Genomic DNA, 20,619 nt, shown 5'->3' on the forward strand with positions numbered 1-20,619 from the left:
CCAGTGCTTATCGTTCAACCCTTCCCACGTCGTTATTCCGAACAAGGTTCGTTCAACCCATGCAAGCGTCCAATTCCCGTTCCCCTCGTCGCTGGCTCGTCGGCCTGCTGATCCTGCTGCTGGTGGCCTTGCTGGCCTGGTGGCTGTGGCCCGCATCGCCTGCTCACAAAGAGGCCAGCAACGGGCGCATGGGCAAGGGCGGGCGCCCAGGGTTCGGCGCCTCCAGCGACCCGGTGCCGGTGCGTGTCGAGCCGGTACGGGTTGGCGATTTCCCGCTGTATTACAAAGCCCTGGGCACGGTCACCGCAACCAACACCGTCAATGTGCGCAGCCGGGTGGCCGGTGAGCTGGTCAAGATCCACTTCAAGGAAGGCCAGCAGGTCAAGGCCGGCGACCTGCTCGCCGAGATCGACCCGCGCAGCTACCGCATTGCCCTGCAGCAAGCCGAAGGGACCCTGGCGCAGAACCAGGCACAGCTGAAGAACGCCCAGGTAGACGTGGCGCGCTATAGAGGCCTGTACGCCGAAGACAGCATCGCCAAACAGACCCTCGACACCGCCGAAGCCCAGGTCGCGCAGTTCCAGGGCTTGGTCAAGACCAACCAGGCGCAGGTCAACGATGCGCGCCTGAACCTCGATTTCACCCAGATCCGTGCGCCGATCAATGGCCGGCTTGGCCTGCGTCAGCTCGACCTGGGCAACCTGGTGGCCGCCAACGACACCACCGCGCTGGTGGTCATCACCCAGACTGAGCCGATCAACGTGGCGTTCACTCTGCCGGAAACCGAACTGAGCACGGTGCTGGAACGTTACCGCAGCGGCGCCAGCCTGCCGGTCGAGGCCTGGGATCGCAGCGACAGCAAGCTGCAGTCCAGCGGGGTACTGGGCAGTATCGACAACCAGATCGACACCACCACCGGCACCCTCAAGTTCAAGGGCCGTTTCGAGAACAAGGACCTGGCCCTGTTCCCCAACCAGTTCGTCAATGTGCGCCTGCTGGCCGATACCCTCAAACAGGTGGTAATGGCCCCCGCAGCGGCCATCCAGTTTGGCAACGACGGCACGTTTGCCTATGTGATCAACGCCCAGAACACCGTCAATGTGCGCAAGCTCAAGGTTGGCGCCAGCGATGGCGAGAACAGCGTGATCCTCGAAGGCCTGGCCGCCGGCGAACGCCTGGTGCTGGAAGGCACCGACCGTCTGCGCGAAGGTACCAAGGTGGACGTGGTCGAAGACAGCTCGCAGGTGCCAACCACCCCGGGCCAGCACCTGCAGGGCCAGGACGCCAAGGGCTCCGCCCAAGCCGGTGAAGCAGGCAAGGCGGGCGCATGAACCTCTCGCGCCTGTTTATCCTGCGCCCGGTCGCTACCACGCTGAGCATGCTGGCCATCGTACTGGCCGGCCTGATTGCCTATAAGCTGCTGCCGGTGTCGGCCCTGCCTCAGGTCGATTACCCGACCATCCGGGTCATGACCTTGTACCCCGGTGCCAGCCCGCAAGTCATGACCAGTGCGGTCACCGCCCCGCTGGAACGCCAGTTCGGGCAGATGCCGGGGCTGACCCAGATGGCCTCGACCAGCTCCGGCGGTGCGTCGGTGCTGACCTTGCGCTTCAGCCTCGACATGAACATGGATGTTGCCGAGCAACAGGTGCAGGCGGCGATCAACGCGGCCAGCAACCTGCTGCCCAGCGACTTGCCGGCGCCACCGGTCTACAACAAGGTCAACCCGGCCGACACGCCGGTGCTGACCCTGGCCATCTCCTCCAAGACCATGCCGCTGCCCAAGCTCAACGACCTGGTCGACACCCGTGTGGCACAAAAACTCGCCCAGATCAGTGGCGTGGGCATGGTCAGCATCGCCGGCGGCCAGCGCCAGGCGGTACGCATCAAGGTCAACGTCGATGCCTTGGCGGCCAATGGCCTCAACCTCGATGACGTGCGCACGCTGATTGGTGCGTCCAACGTCAACCAGCCCAAGGGCAACTTCGATGGCCCGACCCGGGTGTCGATGCTCGATGCCAATGACCAACTGCGTTCCCCCGCGGAATACGCCAACCTGATCCTCGCTTACAACAACGGTGCACCGCTGCGCCTGAAAGATGTGGCCGAGATCGTCGATGGCGCCGAAAACGAGCGCCTTGCCGCCTGGGCCAACGAAAACCAGGCCGTGTTGCTGAATATTCAGCGCCAGCCCGGTGCCAACGTCATCGAAGTGGTCGACCGGATCAAGGAGCTGCTGCCCTCGATCACCGACAACCTGCCGGCCGGCCTTGACGTGTCGGTGCTGACCGACCGTACCCAGACCATCCGTGCGGCGGTCAAGGACGTGCAGCACGAGCTGCTGATCGCCATCGTTCTGGTGGTCATGGTCACCTTCGTGTTCCTGCGCCGCTTCAGCGCCACGCTCATCCCGTCGATTGCCGTACCGCTGTCGTTGATCGGTACCTTTGGCGTGATGTACCTGGCCGGTTTCTCGGTCAACAACCTGACCCTGATGGCCTTGACCATTGCCACCGGTTTTGTGGTGGACGACGCCATCGTCATGCTGGAGAACATCTCGCGGCACATCGAAGAAGGCGAAACGCCCATGCAGGCCGCGCTCAAGGGCGCCCGGCAGATCGGCTTCACCCTCATTTCGCTGACCTTCTCGCTGATCGCGGTACTGATCCCACTGCTGTTCATGGCTGATGTGGTCGGCCGCCTGTTCCGGGAGTTCGCCATCACGCTGGCGGTGGCGATCCTGATTTCCCTGGTCGTGTCGCTGACCCTCACGCCCATGATGTGCGCACGGCTGCTCAAGCGTGAGCCAAAGGAAGAAGAGCAGAGCCGTTTCTACCGAGCCAGTGGCGCCTGGATCGACTGGCTCATCGCGCACTACGGCCGTGGCCTGCAGTGGGTGCTCAAGCACCAGCCGCTGACCCTGCTGGTGGCGGTAGCAAGCCTCGCGCTGACCGTGGTCCTGTACATGGCCGTGCCCAAGGGCTTCTTCCCGGTGCAGGACACCGGCGTCATCCAGGGTATTTCCGAGGCTCCCCAGTCCACCTCGTTCGCCGCCATGAGCGAACGCCAGCAGTCCCTGAGTAAAGTGATTCTGCAAGACCCGGCGGTGCAGAGCCTGTCGTCCTACATCGGCGTGGATGGCGACAACGCCACGCTCAACAGCGGGCGCCTGCTGATCAACCTCAAGCCGCACGGCGAGCGGGATGTGACGGCCGGCGAGGTCATCAGCCGCCTGCAGCCGCAGCTCGACAAGCTGGTGGGCATCCGCCTGTTCATGCAGCCGGTCCAGGACCTGAGTATCGAGGACCGGGTCAGCCGCACCCAGTACCAGTTCAGCCTGTCGTCGCCTGACGCCGACCTGCTGGCGCAGTGGAGCGGCAAGCTGGTGCAGGCGCTGCAGCAGCGCGCGGAGCTTGCCGATGTGGCCAGCGACCTGCAGGACAAGGGCCTGCAGGTGTACCTGGTGATTGACCGAGACATGGCCAGCCGCCTGGGCATCACGGTTTCGCAGATCACCAACGCCTTGTACGACGCCTTCGGCCAGCGGCAGATCTCGACCATTTACACCCAGGCCAGCCAGTACCGCGTGGTCCTGCAGTCACAAGCCGCCTCCAGCATCGGCCCGCAGGCCTTGGAGTCGATCCACGTCAAGGCCACCGATGGTGGCCAGGTGCGGCTGTCGGCGCTGGCGCGTATCGAGCAGCGCCAGACGCAGTTGGCGATCTCGCACATCGGCCAGTTCCCGGCGGTGATGATGTCGTTCAACCTGGCCCATGGCGCATCGCTGGGCGAGGCGGTCCAGGTGATCGAGCAGGTGCAGCAGGAAATCGGCATGCCGATTGGCGTGCAAACCCGCTTCCAGGGCGCGGCAGAAGCCTTCCAGGCCTCGCTGTCGAGCACCTTGCTGCTGATTCTCGCCGCCGTGGTGACCATGTACATCGTGCTCGGCGTGCTCTACGAGAGCTACATCCACCCGGTGACCATTCTCTCGACCCTGCCCTCGGCGGCGGTCGGTGCGTTGCTGGCGTTGCTTATCAGTGGCAACGACCTGGGGATGATCGCCATCATCGGCATCATTCTGCTGATCGGCATCGTCAAGAAGAACGCGATCATGATGATCGACTTCGCCTTGGAGGCCGAGCGCAATCAGGGCATGAGCCCGCAGGACGCCATCTACCAGGCCGCATTGCTGCGTTTCCGGCCGATTTTGATGACGACGTTGGCCGCGCTGTTCGGCGCCGTGCCATTGATGCTCGCTACCGGTTCCGGCGCCGAGCTGCGCCAGCCGCTGGGCCTGGTGATGGTGGGCGGGCTACTGGTCAGCCAGGTGCTGACGCTGTTCACCACGCCGGTCATCTACTTGTACTTCGACCGCCTGGCACGCCGCTGGCGCCCGGCCACTGACGCCAAGCAGGCCGAGGCATGAACCTGTCCGGACCGTTTATTCGTCGCCCGGTGGCGACGATGCTGCTGAGCCTGGCGATCATGCTGCTTGGCGGGGTCAGCTTCGGCCTGTTGCCGGTTGCGCCGCTGCCGCAGATGGACTTCCCGGTCATCGTCGTACAGGCCAACCTGTCTGGCGCCAGCCCTGAGGTGATGGCGGCCACGGTGGCCACGCCTTTGGAACGCAAGCTGGGCAGCATCGCGGGGGTCACCACGCTGACCAGCAGCTCCAACCAGGGCTCTACACGGGTGATCATCGGCTTTGAGATGGGGCGTGACATTGACGGTGCGGCGCGTGAGGTGCAGGCGGCGATCAACGCCACCCGTAACCTGCTGCCCAGCGGCATGCGCAGCATGCCGACGTACAAGAAGATCAACCCGTCGCAGGCACCGATCATGGTGCTGTCGCTGACCTCGGATGTGCTGCAGAAGGGCCAGCTGTACGATTTGGCCGACACCATCCTGTCCCAGAGCCTGGCTCAGGTGTCCGGGGTAGGGGAGGTGCAGATCGGCGGCAGTTCGCTGCCGGCGGTACGTATCTCGGTGGAGCCGCAGTTGCTCAACCAGTATGGCCTGTCCTTGGACGAGGTGCGTACCGCCGTGTCCAACGCCAACCAACGCCGGCCCATGGGGTTTGTCGAGGATGCCGAGCGTAACTGGGAGGTGAGGGCCAACGACCAGCTGGAATCGGCAAAAGACTACGAGCCGGTGGTGATCCGCCAGCAGAACGGCACCATCCTGCGCCTGTCTGACGTCGCGACCATCACCGACAGCGTCGAGAACCGCTACAACAGTGGCTTCTTCAACGACCAGAGCGCGGTGTTGCTGGTGGTCAACCGCCAGACCGGCGCCAACATCATCGAGACGGTCGACCAGATCAAATCGCAGTTGCCGGCGTTGCAGTCGTTGTTGCCTGCCAGCGTGCAATTGAACGTGGCCATGGACCGCTCGCTGGTGATCAAGGCCACCCTCAAGGAGGCCGAGCACACGCTGCTGATCGCGGTAGGGCTGGTGATTCTGGTGGTCTACCTGTTCCTCGGTAGCCTGCGTGCCTCGTTGATCCCGAGCCTGGCAGTGCCGGTATCGCTGGTGGGCACGTTCGCGGTCATGTATTTGTGCGGTTTCTCCCTTAACAACCTGTCGCTGATGGCGCTGATCCTGGCCACGGGCCTGGTGGTGGACGACGCCATCGTGGTGCTGGAGAACATCTCCCGGCACATCGAGGACGGCCAGCCGCCGATGCGTGCGGCGTTCCTTGGTGCCAAGGAGGTGGGCTTCACGCTGTTGTCGATGAACGTTTCGTTGGTGGCGGTGTTCGTCTCCATCCTGTTCATGGGGGGCATCGTACGTAGCCTGTTCCAGGAGTTTTCCATCACCCTGGCGGCTGCAATCATCGTCTCGCTGGTGGTCTCGCTGACCCTCACGCCGATGCTCTGTGCCCGTTGGCTGAAACCGCACCAGGCCGAACAGAACCGCCTGCAGCGCTGGAGCGACAAGGTTCATCAGCGCATGGTCAACGGCTATGACCGTAGCCTCGGCTGGGTGCTACGCCACAAACGCCTGACCTTGCTGAGCCTGCTGGCTACCATCGGTATCAACATCGCGTTGTATGTGGTGGTGCCCAAGACGCTGATGCCGCAGCAGGACACCGGCCAGTTGCTGGGCTTTATCCGTGGCGATGATGGCCTGTCGTTCAGCGTGATGCAGCCGAAGATGGAAACCTATCGCCGCGCCTTGCTGGCCGACCCTGCGGTACAGAGTGTTGCTGGCTTCATCGGTGGCAACAGTGGCACCAACAATGCGATGGTGATTGTGCGCCTGAAGCCGATCAGCGAGCGCAAGATGGATGCCCAGAAGGTGATCGAGCGCATGCGCAAAGAGATGCCCAAGGTGCCCGGCGGGCGGCTGTTCCTGATGGCCGACCAAGACCTGCAACTGGGGGGCGGCGGGCGTGATCAGACGTCGTCGCAGTACCTCTATACCTTGCAGAGCGGCGACCTGGCGGCCCTTCGCGAGTGGTTCCCGAAAGTGGTCGCGGCGGTGCGCGCATTGCCCGAACTGACCGCCATCGACGCCCGTGACGGCGCTGGGACCCCGCAGGTGACCCTGGTGGTCGACCGTGATCAGGCCAAGCGCCTGGGCATCGACATGGACATGGTCACCACGGTGCTCAACAACGCCTACAGCCAGCGGCAGATATCGACCATCTACGACAGCCTCAACCAATACCAGGTGGTGCTGGAGATCAACCCGAAATACGCCTGGGACCCCAGTACCCTGGAACAGGTGCAGGTGATCACCGCGGATGGCGCCCGGGTGCCGTTGTCGACCATCGCCCATTACGAGAACAGCCTGGCCAATGACCGGGTCAGCCACGAGGGCCAGTTCGCCTCCGAAGACATTGCTTTCGACGTTGCCGAAGGCTACAGCCCCGACCAGGCCATGGCCGCGGTGGAGCGGGCGGTGGCCAAGCTTGGCCTGCCCGAGGAAGTCATCGCCCGGCTTGGCGGCACCGCCGACGCCTTCGCCAAGACCCAGGAAGGCCAGCCCTTGATGATTCTCGGCGCACTGGTGCTGGTGTACCTGGTGTTGGGCATTCTTTATGAAAGCTACATTCACCCGCTGACCATTCTTTCGACACTGCCCTCGGCTGGCGTCGGTGCCTTGCTGGCGCTTTACGTCACCGGTGGCGAGTTCAGCCTGATCTCGCTGCTAGGCCTGTTCCTGCTGATTGGCGTGGTGAAGAAGAACGCGATCCTGATGATCGACCTGGCGCTGCAGCTGGAGCGCCACCAGGGCCTTTCGCCGGAGGAGTCGATCCGCCGCGCCTGCCTGCTGCGCCTGCGGCCGATCCTGATGACCACCCTGGCGGCCATCCTCGGCGCCTTGCCGCTGCTGGTGAGCCGCGCCGAGGGCGCGGAAATGCGCCAGCCCTTGGGCTTGACCATCATTGGCGGCCTGGTCTTCAGCCAGATCCTCACCCTTTATACGACGCCGGTGGTCTACCTGTACCTCGACCGCTTGCGTCACCGTTTCAACCGTTGGCGCGGCGTGCGCACCGACGCCGCTCTGGAAACCCCGCTATGAACTTTGCCCAGACACCCCTTCACCGTGCCCTGCAGTCATTGACCCTGGGGCGTGGCTCGCGTCTGCTCGGCGCCAGTCTGTGCGTGGCGCTGCTCAGCGCCTGTAGCCTGAGCCCGGACTACCATCGCCCCGAGCTGAGTACCCCGGCGCAGTACAAGCAGGCCGAGGGCTGGACCCAGGCCAAACCGTCGGACGCCATCGCCCGAGGCGCCTGGTGGGAAGTCTATGGCGATGCCGGGCTCAATGCGCTGGTCGAAGAGCTTAACCGCAGCAACCAGACTGTTGCGCAGTCTGAAGCCCAGTACCGCCAGGCCCAGGCGCTGGTGCGCAGCAGCCGCGCCGCGCTGTTTCCAAGCCTGGACCTGAGCGCCAGCAAGAACCGCTCGGCGCAGGGCACCGGCAGCTCAAGCTCCAGCCTGTCGAACAACAGCAGCGGCATTCGCAACACCTACAACACCCAGCTCGGCGTCAGTTGGGAGATCGACCTGTGGGGCAAGTTGCGTGAAACCATGAACGCCAACGAAGCCAGTGCACAAGCCAGTTTTGCCGACCTTGCCTCGATCCGCCTGAGCCAGCAGTCGGAGCTGGTGCAGAACTACCTGCAACTGCGTGTGATCGATGAGCAGAAGCGCCTGCTGGAGGCGACCGTGGCCACCTACGAACGCTCGCTGCGCATGACCGAAAACCAGTACCGGGCCGGTGTTTCCGGCCCGGATGCGGTGGCCCAGGCGCGGACCCAGCTTAAAAGCACCCAGGCGGACCTGATTGACCTGATCTGGCAGCGCGCGCAGTTCGAGAATGCCATTGCCGTGTTGCTCGGCAAGGCCCCGGCGGACTTTGCCCTTGCCGACAGCAAGACCATTCCAGCACTGCCGCAAATTCCACTGACGCTGCCCTCGCAACTGCTCGAACGCCGCCCGGACATCGCTTCGGCCGAGCGCAACGTGATGGCTGCCAACGCCAATATCGGCGTATCGCGCGCGGCCTACTTCCCCGACCTGAGCCTGAGCCTGAGTGGGGGCTATTCCAGCAGCAGCTTCAGCAACTGGATCGAACTGCCGAACCGTTACTGGTCGGTAGGGCCTTCGCTGGCCATGACCTTGTTCGATGCGGGCAAGCGCAGCGCCGAGGTGGACCGTACCGTGGCCGTCTATGACCAGACCGTGGCGCAGTACCGCCAGACGGTGCTCGATGGCTTCAAGGAGGTGGAAAACTTCCTGGTGCAGTTGAAGGTTTATGGCGATGAAGCGGTGGTGCGCCAGGAGGCGCTGGACGCGGCGCGTGAGTCGCTGCGACTGACAGAAAACCAATACCGCGCGGGGTTGATCGGTTACCTGGATGTGGTGAACGTGCAGACCACCGCGCTGAGTAACGAGCGCAGCGTGCTGAACCTGTTGCAGGGGCGTTTGGTGGCCAGTGTGCAACTGATCGCTGCGCTGGGCGGTGGTTGGGATGCCGAGCAGGCGTTTGCCGAACAGGAGTGATGGCCTAGGGGGCCGCTGTGCGGCCCATCGCAGGCAAGCCAGCTCCTACAGGTACCGCGCTGACCTTCCGGTTTGCGCAATACCTGTGGGAGCGGGCTTGCCCCGCGAAAAGGCCCTCACAGTAAGCGCCGTTCTACCCATTCTTGGATCCATTCCCATTCGCAAAAACCCCGTGCGTTTCGCCAAAGCTTGAGTACAATCGTCAACTTTTTCCGGGCCCCCTGGCCCGTCGCTGGAACTCCCAATGCTGACCGGTAGCTACTCCTCTTCGCTGGTGTTGATTTCGCTGTGCGTGGCGATCCTGGCGTCCTATACCGCCCTGGACCTGACCGGCCGTATCGCAACGGCCAAAGGCAGGGCTGTGAACCTGTGGATGGGGGGCGGCGCGCTGGCCATGGGGATCGGCGTGTGGTCGATGCATTTCATCGGCATGCTCGCGTTCAGCCTGCCCATCGACCTGGGCTACGACCTTGGGCTGACCGCTTTTTCGCTGTTGATCGCCGTGCTGTCGTCAGGCTTTGCCTTGTGGCTGGTGAGCCAGCCGAGCCTGCCTTGGCTGCAACTGGGCTTTGGTGCATTGATCATGGGCGCGGGCATCAGTTGCATGCACTACACCGGCATGGCCGCGCTGCGCATGCTGCCAGGCATCGACTATGACCCTACGCTGTTCGGCGCTTCGCTGATGATCGCCGTGGGCGCCTCGGCGGCGGCGCTGTGGATCGCGTTCCGCTTGCGCAAGCACACCCCTTATGTGCGGCAGATCCGCGGCCTGGCCGCAGTGGTGATGGGGGTTGCCATCGTCGGCATGCACTACACCGGCATGGCGGCTGCCAATTTCCCCGAGGGCAGCTTCTGCGGGGCGCTGGCCGGTGGGCTGCGAGGCGACGGGCTGGTCTACCTGGTGCTGATTACCACCTTGGCCGTACTGGCGGTGGCCCTGCTGACCTCGGTGCTGGACGCCCGCCTCGAAGCGCGCACGGCAGAGCTTGCCCGGTCGCTGACCCTGGCCAACCAGGAACTCACCCAACTGGCCCTGCACGACACACTCACTGACCTGCCCAACCGCACCCTGCTGGCCGACCGCATCGAGCAAGCCATCGCCAAGGTGGCGGAGCAGGGTGGTTGCTTTGCGCTGATGTTCATCGACCTGGATGGCTTCAAACCGGTCAACGATGCCTTTGGGCATCATGTTGGCGATTTGCTGCTTAAAGCCGTGGCGGCGCGCCTGCGCGGTCACTTGCACAGCCAGGACACGCTAGCGCGCATTGGTGGCGACGAGTTCGTATTGCTGGTGGAGCTGCAAGAGCCGAACGATGCCATGGACGTGGCGGTCAAACAGGTCAACCTGGTGTCGCGGCCGTTCCGCGTTGCCGAGCATGACCTGCAGCTTACGGCCAGCCTGGGCATCGTCTTGTACCCCGGCAACGGCCAGGATCAGCACGAGTTGCTGCGCAATGCCGACGCCGCGATGTACCACGCCAAGAGCGCCGGTAAAAACGGCTACAGCTTCTTCGACGTGTCGATGAACAGCAACGCCCGGCAGCAGCTGCAGTTGCTGCAGGACCTGCGCCAGGCCCTGGAGCAGCGTCAGTTCCGCCTGCATTACCAACCCAAGTTCGATGCCCAGGCCTGCCAGCCGATTGGCGCCGAAGCGCTGCTGCGCTGGGAGCACCCGCAGCAAGGCCTGCTGCTGCCTGACCGATTCATTGGCCTGGCGGAAAAAACCGGCCTGATCATTCCCATCGGCGAATGGGTAATGGACGAAGCTTGCCGGCAGATGCGCCAGTGGCTGGACCAGGGGCACCAGGGTTGGCGCATGGCGGTCAACCTTTCGGCCATCCAGTTCTGCCATGCAGGTTTGGTCGAGAGCGTGGCCCGGGCCCTTCGCGAGAACGGCCTGCCGGCCAACTGCCTGACCCTGGAGATCACCGAAACCACCGCCATGCATGATGCCGATGCCAGCCTGACGGTGCTGCAACGCTTGTCCGACATGGGTGTGGACTTGTCCATCGATGATTTCGGCACTGGTTACTCCAGCCTCATGTACCTCAAGCGGCTGCCGGCCAACGAGCTGAAGATCGACCGGGGTTTTGTGCGTGATCTGGAGCAGGACAGTGACGATGCCGCGATTGTCTCGGCGATTGTTGCACTGGGCCAGGCATTGGGGTTGCGAATCGTTGCCGAAGGCGTGGAGACGGATAAGCAGCAGGACTTCTTGACCCGCCTGGGGTGCGATTCGCTGCAAGGTTATCTGCTGGGGCAGCCGGTGCCGGCCGAGCAGTTCATGGGCAAGTTGCAGGCGTTGCGGCAGGCGCCGGACGTGGCGGTCTAGCCCGCGTCACGCAGAGCGAAGAAGGGTACCAAGGCGTCCATCTCGGCCTCGACCGCTTCAATGATGCGCTCGACATCCGCCGCGGCCATGATGGCAGCGCAGGGGATACCGGCAATGGCCAGCAGGGTTTCCCCGGTGGCGCGGTCGAACAGCCGCGCGATCATGCTGCGCGGCGCATCCATGCTGGCCTCGAAGCCCAGCGGGTGGAAATGCCAGCGCATCACCTGGCAGGCGTTCGGGAACGTCATTTTGTTCATGCCAGCCTCCTTGTCCGTACCTGGACGCGGTGAGCGGGTGGCCGCCTGCACGGCCGCCGGGAATGTAACCATAGCACCTGCCACGCCACTGCCCAGGGTGGGAATACGACTGATTCGTGGGTGTTTGACTCAGGTCACACGGTGGTCATTACCGCGATCTGGGGGCGGCTCGCCAGGCAAACGTTTTCGTTGCGCGATGTCGGCGGCAAACCCGGAAATTCTGCTGGTTTCCACGACATTCGATGCAATGGGTTTTCGGACGAGCGGTGCGTATTACCCCAGCAGCCCTGCGGCGATGTTGATGGTGAACCCCAAGATTGCGGTGTTGAACACGAAACCTACCAACGAATGCGCCAGCACCACCCGGCGCAACCCGCGCCCTGCAACACCTACATCGGACGTCTGCACCGCCACGCTGAGGGTGAACGAGAAGTAGTGGAAGTCCCAGTAATCCGGGTTGCGCTCGCCATCGGCAAAGCGCAGTGGGGGTTCATGGTTCTGGCCGGTATAGAACAGGCGCGCGTAGTGCAGGCTGAAGATACAGCCGATCAACAGCCAGGAGCCGGCCACGGTCAACCCGGTGTACAGGTAGTGCAGGGCCAGGGCGCCGCCTTGCAGGCCACGGCTGGAGACCAGTTGCAGGGTGACTGCGGCCAGGCTGGCGATGGCAGCGATGCACACGGTAAGCAAGACCAGGCCGGCGTTCTCATCCTCGACCTGGGCAACCTTGCGGACTTTGTCCGGCTTGGCGTGCCAGGTCAGCCACAGGACCAGCAGCAGGTAGAGCCAGACGCCGAGGTTCCACCCGACCAGAATGTGCTGGACCGTGTCACCGGCAGGGATTAGCCAGGCGCCGATGATACCGACCAGGGTGGCGAACGTGAGGCGAGGGTGGGTGCGTGTCAGTCGGTGGAAAGCCATGGGTCCTCGCTAGCTGAAGGGGGTGCCCTTTACTCTAGACGGTCATGCACCACATACCCGCTCCCACAGAGTGCGCGGTGCGCTCATTGGCGATGCTCTCCTGTTCTTTGATGTCGCCCATCGCGCGGCATTGCAACTCTCAGTACACTGCGTGCTCCAACACCAACATCCGTTGAACTCGAGGTTTCTGCATGACGCTCAGTCCTTTGGCAGGCAAGCCGGCTCCGGCCAGCGTGCTGGTCGATATTCCCCGACTGCTCACCGCCTACTACACCGGCCGCCCCGATGCGGGCGTGGTGGCCCAGCGGGTGGCTTTCGGCACCTCGGGGCACCGAGGCACCTCGCTTGAGTTGAGTTTCAACGAGTACCACGTACTGGCCATTACCCAAGCCATCTGCCTGTACCGCCAGGAGAAGGGCATCGATGGCCCACTGTTCATCGGTGCTGACACCCATGCGCTATCGGCACCGGCCACGGCCAGCGCCCTGGAAGTGCTGGCGGCCAATGGTGTGCAGGTGATGCTGTCCAAAGACGACGAGTACACGCCGACCCCGGCGGTGTCCCACGCCATCCTCTGCTACAACCGTGGCCGTGAGCAGGGCCTGGCCGACGGTATCGTCATCACGCCGTCGCACAACCCGCCGCAAAGCGGTGGCTTCAAGTACAACCCGCCCAATGGCGGCCCGGCCGACAGCGACGTGACCAAGTGGGTCGAAGCCAAGGCCAACGAACTGCTGGCCGCGAACCTGGCCGGCGTCAAACGCATGGACCATGCCCAGGCCTTGCAGGCTGCCACCACCCACCGCCACGACTACGTGAGCCATTACGTGGCAGACCTCGGCAATGTCATCGACTTCGATGTGATTCGCAGCGCCAACCTGCGCCTGGGCGTCGACCCGCTGGGTGGGGCTGGGGTGCACTACTGGTCGGCGATTGCCGAGCATTACAAGATCAACCTGGAAGTGGTCAACACCGAGGTTGACCCGACCTTCCGCTTCATGACCGTCGACTGGGACGGCCAGATCCGCATGGACCCGTCCTCGCCCTATGCCATGCAGGGCCTCATTGGCCTGCGCGAGCGCTTTGACGTGGCATTTGCCTGCGACCCGGACCACGACCGCCACGGCATCGTCACCCCGGATGGCTTGCTGCAGCCGAACAACTACCTGGCCGTGGCCATCGACTACCTGTACCGCCATCGTCCGCAATGGCGCAGCGACGCGGCGGTGGGCAAGACCGTTGTCTCCAGCGGCTTGATCGACCGTGTCACCGAGCGCCTGGGCCGTGAACTGTTCGAGGTACCGGTGGGCTTCAAGTTCTTCGCCCAGGGCCTGTTCGACGGCTCGCTAGGCTTTGGTGGCGAGGAGAGCGCGGGGGCTTCGTTCCTGCGGCGCGACGGCTCGGTCTGGGCGACTGACAAAGACGGGCTGATCCCTGCCTTGCTGGCCGCCGAGATGACTGCGCGCACGGGCCGTAACCCGAGCCAGGCCTACGCTGACCTGACCGCAGTACTGGGCAAGCCGTTCGCCACCCGTGTCGAGGCCAAGGCCGATGCCCGGCAGAAGGCGTTGTTGAGCAAGCTGGCACCTGAGCAGGTCAAATCGACTGAGCTTGCCGGCGAGCCGATCGTGCAGATCCTCAGCCATGCACCAGGCAACGGCCAGGCGATTGGCGGGTTGAAAGTGATGACCGCCAACGGCTGGTTTGCCGCACGGCCGTCGGGCACCGAGGACATCTACAAGATCTACGCCGAAAGCTTCATCGACGAGGCGCACCTGCAGCGCCTGGTGCAGGAAGCACAGGTGTTGGTGGACGCGGCGATCGCCTGATTCCACATGCAGTGCGCCGAGCCCCGGTGACGCGCACTGTTGTAGGAGCGGCCTTGCGCCCCTTTCGCGACGCAAGGCCGCGCCTACAACAGTGCGCGTTGCCTCAAGCTGCTGGCAACGCAAACCCCGCGATCCCCCGCCCAAGCTTCAGTGCCTGCGCATGCAGCACCTGCATCAGGTGCAATGCCGAGTGCGACGGTGGCTCGAAGCGCGAATAGACGAAGCTGATATCAAAGTGGATTTCTTCGGCCAGTGGCACCACCGCCAAACCGCTGTCTTGCGCCACGAACTCGTCGATCAGGGTAATGCCCATGCCTTGTTTGACCAGGGCCACGGCTTCGTTGGCATTGGTGAACGACAACAGCGATTGCAGGTGCAGGCCGCGCCGGTGGATGTGGTCGGCCAGCAGTTTGCCGAACGGCATGTCGGGCCTGAACAGCAGCAAGTCATGGCCTTGCAGTTGTTCAAGCGCCAGTGATGGCCGTTGCGCCAGGGCATGCTCCGGTGGCATCACCACCACCATGCGCCCCCGCATGAACGCCTGCGAATGCAGGTGATCGTGGATCACCGGCAAGGCGGCAATCGACAGGTCGACCTTCTTCGACAGGATCTGGTTCGGCATTTCACCCATCAGCGAGGTCTGCCACTCGATGTTCAGCGAGGGCGATTCGCGCTTGAGCTGGGCCAGCGCAATCGGGATGACCACGGTCGACAGCGAAGCACTGCATGAGATGCGCAAGTTGCGATGGCCGCCACTGCCCAGTGACAGCGCACATTCATTGACCTCCAACGCCGCCTGGTACACCCGCTCGACTTCGCGAAACAGAATCTGCGCCTCCAGGGTCGGCACCAGGCGGTTGTTGATGCGCTCGAACAAGCGGTACGCCAGCCGCCCCTCGATGTACTGGATCAACTTGCTCACCGCCGGCTGCGACACGTAGAGCATCTTGGCCGCCGCGCTGATCGAGCCTGTCAGCATCACCGCCCTGAACACTTCCATATGGCGCAGTTTGAACACCAGCGCGCGGGATTCTGGGCCTTCATCGTCGAGGGGCATGGGCATTACCTTTGGTTATGGTCTTCGCCATCTGGGTATGAGCGCAAAAGCCGGGCACGCAGTATCTTGAAACCAGCCAAGTCGCCTCTGCGGCGCACAATAACAAGATCTGCAGGCAAGCGCAGCGGCGCTTGACGGGAGTGTTGCGTGAACATCTTTGACGAACCCAAGATCGATTGCCATAACCATCTGTTTGACCCTGCACACTTTCCCTATCACCCCGATGCGCCTTACGCACCCTGCGGGCAAGAGGTCGCGACGCTGGAGCAGTTCAACCGGGTAATGGACGCTTACGGCGTGCAGCATGCCTTGCTGGTGGGGCCCAACAGCGGCTACCACACCGACAATCGCTGCCTGTTGCACGCCCTTGCTGCGGGGCAGGGGCGTTTCAAGGGGGTGGCGGTGGTCGAGCGTGACATCACCCTCGATGCGCTGGCCGCACTGCAGGCGCAAGGGGTGGTAGGCGTTGCGTTCAACCCGGCGCTGTACGGGGTGGCGAGCCTTGAAGCGGTCGATGGGGTGTTCGGCAAGCTCGCCGAGCTTGGCCTGTTTGCCCAGATTCAAGTGTGCGAAGACCAGTTGCTGGCGCTGCGAGGGCTGCTCGAACGCACCTCGGCACGCTTGTTGATTGACCACTGCGGCCGGCCGGAGGTGAGCGCCGGTATTCAACAACCGGGTTTCCAGGCCTTGCTGCGGTTAGCGGGGAGTGGCCGGGCGAGCGTCAAGCTTTCTGGCATGCAGAAGTTTGCTTCGGCCGATGCGCTGCAGGCGCAAAGCAGTGCCTACGTCCATGCCCTGATTGAGGCCTTTGGCCCGGATGCCTGTGTGTGGGGCTCCGATTGGCCGTTCATTCGCCAGCGCTCGCGGGTGGACTACGGGCCACTGCTGAAACTGGCCGAGCGCCTGATGCCCGATGCGCAACTGCGCCGCCAGGTCATGTGGGACACGCCACGACGTCTGTTTGGGTTCGCCTAGCGCACCCCTTTGCCATTCCAATAACAAGAGCGCAACCGTCATGAACACTGAGCAGAACATCGGCTTGGGGGTGTTCGACACGCCCGCACGTCTGCAACAACGTACCCGTACACGTTTCATGATCCTGGCGCTGATATCCGGCGGCACGATGATCAACTACCTCGACCGCAGTGTGATGGGCATCGCGGCGCCCAGCATCAGCGCTGACCTGGGCCTGAATGCGGCGATGATGGGGGTGATTTTCTCGGCGTTTTCCTGGACCTACGCGGCCGCGCAGATCCCCGGTGGCATCCTCATAGACCGGCTGGGCACCAAGTTCACCTATTGGCTGGCCTTGACGCTGTGGTCGCTGTTCACAGGCTTGCAAGGGCTGGCCCAGGGCTTTCTGTCGCTGTTGGGCATGCGTTTTCTGGTGGGGGTGACCGAGGCACCGTGCTTCCCCACCAACAGCCGCGTGGTGGCGACCTGGTTCCCGCAGAGCGAGCGGGCCAGAGCAACCGGCATCTACACCTTCGCCGAGTACACAGGGCTGGCGTTTCTCACGCCACTGCTGTTCTGGGTGCTGCATGCGTACGGCTGGCGTTTTCTGCTGATGGCGGTTGGGCTGATGGGTATCCTTTATGGTCTGGTCTGGTGGCGCAAGTACCATGAGCCGCACCAGTCCACCACGGCGAACCAGGCCGAGCTCGACTACATCGCAGCGGGCGGTGGGGTGGTCGATGGTGGCCAGAAAGCCACGGTGTTTCGCTGGTCGCAGATTCCGGCATTGCTCAAGCACCGCAACATGCTGGGTATCTGCCTGGGCCAGTTTGCCTGCAACTCGACCAACGTGTTCTTCCTGACCTGGTTCCCGACATACCTGGTGACCGAGCGGCACATGCCGTGGTTGAAGGTTGGCTGGGTCGCGGTGCTGCCCTTCATCGCCGCCTCACTGGGGACCCTGGTCGGTGGCTGGCTGTCCGATGCCTTGCTGCGCCGAGGCTACTCGCTGAACGTGGCGCGCAAGCTGCCAGTCATTGCCGGCCTGCTCACGGCCTCGGTCATTGTGCTGGCCAACTACGTCGAATCCGACGCGCTGGTGATCACCATTCTCTGCATCGCCTACTTCGCCCAAGGCATGTCGGCGCTGGCCTGGATGATTGTCTCCGATATCGCGCCGAAGGGGCTGCTGGGCTTGAGTGGCGGCCTGTTCAACCTGTTCGCCAACGCGGCGGGCATCGTCACCCCGCTGACCATCGGCATCATCGTTTCGATGACCGGCTCGTTTGTCTGGGCCCTGGCCTTCGTGTCGTCGATCACCGTCCTTGGTGCCCTGTGTTACGTGTTCATGGTGAGCGACCTGCGTCGCCTGCCAGACGTTCCCTCTCTCGAAAATGGAGCAAAGTAATGAGCCAATACCTGCAAGGGCAGACCGCAATCGTCACCGGTGGCATGCGTGGCATCGGCCTGGGGATTGCGCAACGTCTGCACGCCGCAGGCGCCCAGGTGGTGATCTGGGACCTCGCGGTCGATGGCTGGGACGCAGCTGAAAACGGCTTTGAGCCTGTGCTGCGTCAGTCTGTCGATGTCGCGTCACTGGCCTCGGTAGAAGGGGCGTTCGCTGAAGTGCTGGCGCACGTCGGGCAGGTCGAGATACTGGTCAACAACGCCGGTATCAATGGCCCAGTGGTGCCCGCATGGGAATACCCGCCTGAGGCCTGGGACAAGGTCATCGCCATTGACCTGAACGGCGTGTTCTATTGCTGCCGTACCGCCATCCCGCACATGCGTGAACGCGGCTATGGGCGCATCGTCAATGTCGCCTCGATGGCGGGCAAGGATGGCGTGCAGTACATCTCGGCGTACTCGGCGGCCAAGGCGGGTGTGATTGCGTTCACCAAGGCTGCGGCCAAGGAACTGGCGCAGGATGGCGTGCTGCTCAACTGCGTGGCGCCGGCCATGGTCGAAACGCCGCTGATGGCCGAGATGACCGCGGAGCATATCGCCGCGAGCAAAGCCAAGATCCCCATGGGGCGGTTCTTGAAGGTGGAAGAAATCGCCAACATGGTGAGCTGGATCGCCGGGCCCGAGTGCAGTTTTACCACGGGCTTTGTGTTTGACCTCAGCGGCGGGAGGGCGACCTATTGAGAGGCCTGGGCGCCGCTCACCTGACGCCGGCTTCCCGCGCAACCCACGCCTGGCTGAGCGGGATGCCGGTGGGTCAGGCCTGATCCGGCACCACGGCGATCACATCGATCTCCATCAACCACTCGGCCTGGGCAAGCCCCGCCACCACCAGCCCGGTGGAAATCGGGAACACGCCTTTGAGCCACTTGCCGACTTCCTTGTACACCGGCTCGCGGAAGCGTGGGTCGGTGATGTAGGTGGTGGTCTTGACGATGTGCGACAGGTCCGAGCCGGCCTCCTCAAGCAGTTGCTTGACGTTTTTCATCGCTTGTTCGGCCTGTGCCTGTGGGTCACCCAGGCCCACCAGGCGCCCCTCGAAGTCGGTACCTACCTGGCCGCGTACGTAGATGGTGTTGCCGGCACGCACCGCCTGGCACAGGTCGTTGTCCAGGGTCTGGTTGGGGTAGGTGACCTTGGTGTTGAACATGCGGATACGGGTATGGGTAGGCATCAGTGGGCTCCGAGGGTGCTGACGTTGCTGATCAAGGGTTGTTGTTGCTCATCCGCTGCGCGTTGTTCGCTGTCGCGGTAGGCCAGGTAGGTCCGTTGCGTGGCGATGTGGCCGGCGACGTGCTTGGCGTCGTGCCACACGCCCCAGATGAACGACGAGCCACGGCGCGACAGCCAGGGCAGGCCGAGGAAGTACACGCCCGGCTCGCGGGCAACGCCGCGCTGGTGTTGTGGCTTGCCGTTGGCGTCGAAGGTGTCGACCTGCAACCAGCTGAAGTCCACGCCATAGCCGGTGGCCCAGATGATGGTGCTGACGCCGGCCTTGGCCAGGTCGAGTTCATGCAGCGGGTTACTCAGGCACTCAGGGTCGGGCAGTTGCTGGCGCGCCTCGGGTTCCTCAGGCAGGTCCAGGCCGTTACGTTCGATGTAGGCGTCGGCGGCATCGAGCAGGGCCAGGTAGTTTTCGTCGCCACGGCGGATGTTGTCCGCCAGGTTGTCCTGGAAGCGGGCAATGCCATCGGCGAATGACTGGGTCAGGCCGACCAGGGTCATGCCTTGCTGGGCGAGGGCGCGGAAGTCCACGGTGTGGCCGCCGCGTGCGCCGCTGACGGCGATGGTCACGTGCTCGCGGCCCGGCTTGGCGATTTCGGCGTCCCACTCGCCCAATACCCCCAGCCACCAGCAGAAGTCGCGGTTGCGGTAGGCCCGTGGGGGGCGGTCATGGGCACCGACCGAGAGGTACACCTGGCGCCCGGCGCGCATCAGCTCTTCGGCGATCTGCACGCCCGAGGAGCCTGCACCCACCACCAGCACTGCCCCTTCGGGCAACTGCTCGGGGTTGTAGTAGGCGGCGGAGTGGATCTGGTGCAGGCGCGCGTCTTTTGGCGCAATGGCCGGGATCACCGGGCGCTGGAACGGGCCGGTGGCAGCGACTACGCGGTTGGCGCGGATCACGCCCTCGTTGGTTTCGATGGTGAAGCCGGGGCGGTCGCTGTTGCGCACCACTTTCTTCACTTCGATGCCGGTGCGCACCGGCAGGTTGTACTTGCGTACGTACTGTTCGAAGTAGTCGGCAACCTGGTCCTTACCCGCGAAGGCATCGGCGTCGAGGTTGAATTCGAGGCCGGGGAAGCGGTCGTGCCAGACTGGGCCGTTGGCAACCAGCGAGTCCCAGCGGCCTGTGCGCCAGGCTTCGGCGATGCGGTTGCGCTCCAGTACCAGGTGGGGTACGCCGAGCTTGTTCAGGTGTTCGCTCATGGCCACGCCGGCTTGGCCGGCGCCGACGACGAGGGTGTCGATTTCGAGGTTGTTCAAAGTCATGTCCGAGCCCTTTTTCAGGCGGTTTTTGTGAGGTCGGTTTGGAGGACCGCCGTTGCCTGGGGCCAGACTAGGGATGCGGCGCAAATGGCGAAAATAGTATTTAGCTGGGGCTTGCCGATAAAACGGCGAAGGCCCTGATTCGCAAGGCCTGCAGCGGTGTTTAGGCGGTTTTTTCAGGTCGATCGCGGCGGTGTGAGAGGCCTTAGTTTTTTCCTGTTCAAACCCTCGGAAAAAGGTCGTTTCGCGGGCTGGACCCTTCCCCCCAGAATGCCGTGCATTGGACAGAACAACAGGAGCC

At 63.6% G+C, this 20,619-nt stretch carries 13 protein-coding genes and 1 pseudogene; 9 read left to right on the plus strand and 5 right to left on the minus strand.

Annotated elements, in window-relative coordinates; translation table 11 throughout:
- Positions 1-59 precede the first annotated feature (59 nt).
- The 5 genes from ACSSU5_RS22165 to ACSSU5_RS22185 all read left to right on the plus strand — a co-directional run bounded on the left by ACSSU5_RS22165 (position 60) and on the right by ACSSU5_RS22185 (position 11,346).
- Positions 60-1,331, plus strand: a complete 1,272-nt coding sequence (locus tag ACSSU5_RS22165) for an MdtA/MuxA family multidrug efflux RND transporter periplasmic adaptor subunit (protein ID WP_264313600.1) — start codon at positions 60-62, stop codon at positions 1,329-1,331.
- Positions 1,328-4,426 carry an MdtB/MuxB family multidrug efflux RND transporter permease subunit gene (locus ACSSU5_RS22170; protein ID WP_264313599.1) on the plus strand — a complete coding sequence of 1,033 codons (3,099 nt, stop codon included), beginning with the start codon at positions 1,328-1,330 and terminating at the stop codon, positions 4,424-4,426. The genes ACSSU5_RS22165 and ACSSU5_RS22170 overlap by 4 nt, the downstream gene beginning before the upstream one ends.
- The gene (locus ACSSU5_RS22175) at positions 4,423-7,530 is read left to right on the plus strand and encodes an efflux RND transporter permease subunit (RefSeq protein WP_264313598.1); all 3,108 of its coding nucleotides are present in this window, start codon (positions 4,423-4,425) and stop codon (positions 7,528-7,530) included. The genes ACSSU5_RS22170 and ACSSU5_RS22175 overlap by 4 nt, the downstream gene beginning before the upstream one ends.
- Positions 7,527-9,014, plus strand: coding sequence for an efflux transporter outer membrane subunit (locus ACSSU5_RS22180; protein WP_264313597.1), 1,488 nt, complete (start codon positions 7,527-7,529; stop codon positions 9,012-9,014). The genes ACSSU5_RS22175 and ACSSU5_RS22180 overlap by 4 nt, the downstream gene beginning before the upstream one ends.
- Before the next feature lie 244 nt (positions 9,015-9,258).
- Positions 9,259-11,346, plus strand: coding sequence for a putative bifunctional diguanylate cyclase/phosphodiesterase (locus ACSSU5_RS22185; protein WP_492559823.1), 2,088 nt, complete (start codon positions 9,259-9,261; stop codon positions 11,344-11,346).
- Here ACSSU5_RS22185 and ACSSU5_RS22190 read toward each other — a convergent pair.
- The gene (locus tag ACSSU5_RS22190; RefSeq protein ID WP_492559824.1) at positions 11,343-11,603 is read right to left on the minus strand and encodes a DUF1652 domain-containing protein; all 261 of its coding nucleotides are present in this window, start codon (positions 11,601-11,603) and stop codon (positions 11,343-11,345) included. The genes ACSSU5_RS22185 and ACSSU5_RS22190 overlap by 4 nt on opposite strands.
- A gap of 273 nt (positions 11,604-11,876) precedes the next feature.
- On the minus strand, positions 11,877-12,524 hold the full coding sequence (locus ACSSU5_RS22195; RefSeq protein ID WP_492559825.1) for a DUF1345 domain-containing protein: 648 nt from the start codon (positions 12,522-12,524) through the stop codon (positions 11,877-11,879).
- Positions 12,525-12,715: 191 nt separating this feature from the next.
- On the opposite strand from ACSSU5_RS22195, the gene pgm reads away from it, so the two are divergent.
- On the plus strand, positions 12,716-14,353 hold the full coding sequence (gene pgm / locus ACSSU5_RS22200; protein WP_492559826.1) for a phosphoglucomutase (alpha-D-glucose-1,6-bisphosphate-dependent): 1,638 nt from the start codon (positions 12,716-12,718) through the stop codon (positions 14,351-14,353).
- Between the two features lie 103 nt (positions 14,354-14,456).
- On the opposite strand, the gene ACSSU5_RS22205 is transcribed toward pgm, so the two are convergent.
- Positions 14,457-15,410 (minus strand): LysR family transcriptional regulator, encoded by a 954-nt coding sequence (locus tag ACSSU5_RS22205; RefSeq protein ID WP_492559827.1) that lies wholly within the window; start codon positions 15,408-15,410, stop codon positions 14,457-14,459.
- A 147-nt stretch (positions 15,411-15,557) separates the two neighbouring features.
- On the opposite strand from ACSSU5_RS22205, the gene ACSSU5_RS22210 reads away from it, so the two are divergent.
- From ACSSU5_RS22210 to ACSSU5_RS22220, 3 genes are read left to right on the plus strand one after another with little or no spacing between them, the layout of a single operon-like run.
- On the plus strand, positions 15,558-16,385 hold the full coding sequence (locus ACSSU5_RS22210; protein WP_492559828.1) for an amidohydrolase family protein: 828 nt from the start codon (positions 15,558-15,560) through the stop codon (positions 16,383-16,385).
- 40 nt (positions 16,386-16,425) lie between these two features.
- On the plus strand, positions 16,426-17,772 hold the full coding sequence (locus ACSSU5_RS22215) for an MFS transporter (protein WP_492559829.1): 1,347 nt from the start codon (positions 16,426-16,428) through the stop codon (positions 17,770-17,772).
- Entirely contained in the window at positions 17,772-18,512 is a 741-nt protein-coding gene (locus tag ACSSU5_RS22220) for an SDR family NAD(P)-dependent oxidoreductase (protein ID WP_264313589.1), read from the plus strand. Before ACSSU5_RS22215 ends, ACSSU5_RS22220 begins: the two co-directional genes overlap by 1 nt.
- A gap of 73 nt (positions 18,513-18,585) precedes the next feature.
- Here the strand turns inward: ACSSU5_RS22220 and ACSSU5_RS22225 are convergent, their stop codons facing one another.
- Positions 18,586-19,002: a RidA family protein gene (locus tag ACSSU5_RS22225; protein ID WP_264313588.1), complete on the minus strand. Its 417-nt coding sequence runs from the start codon at positions 19,000-19,002 to the stop codon at positions 18,586-18,588.
- A pseudogene (locus tag ACSSU5_RS22230) lies at positions 19,002-20,407 on the minus strand (flavin-containing monooxygenase). Before ACSSU5_RS22230 ends, ACSSU5_RS22225 begins: the two are co-directional and overlap by 1 nt.
- Positions 20,408-20,619 lie beyond the last annotated feature (212 nt).

The sequence above is a fragment of the Pseudomonas sp. E1MeOHC2 genome (genome assembly GCF_058745025.1).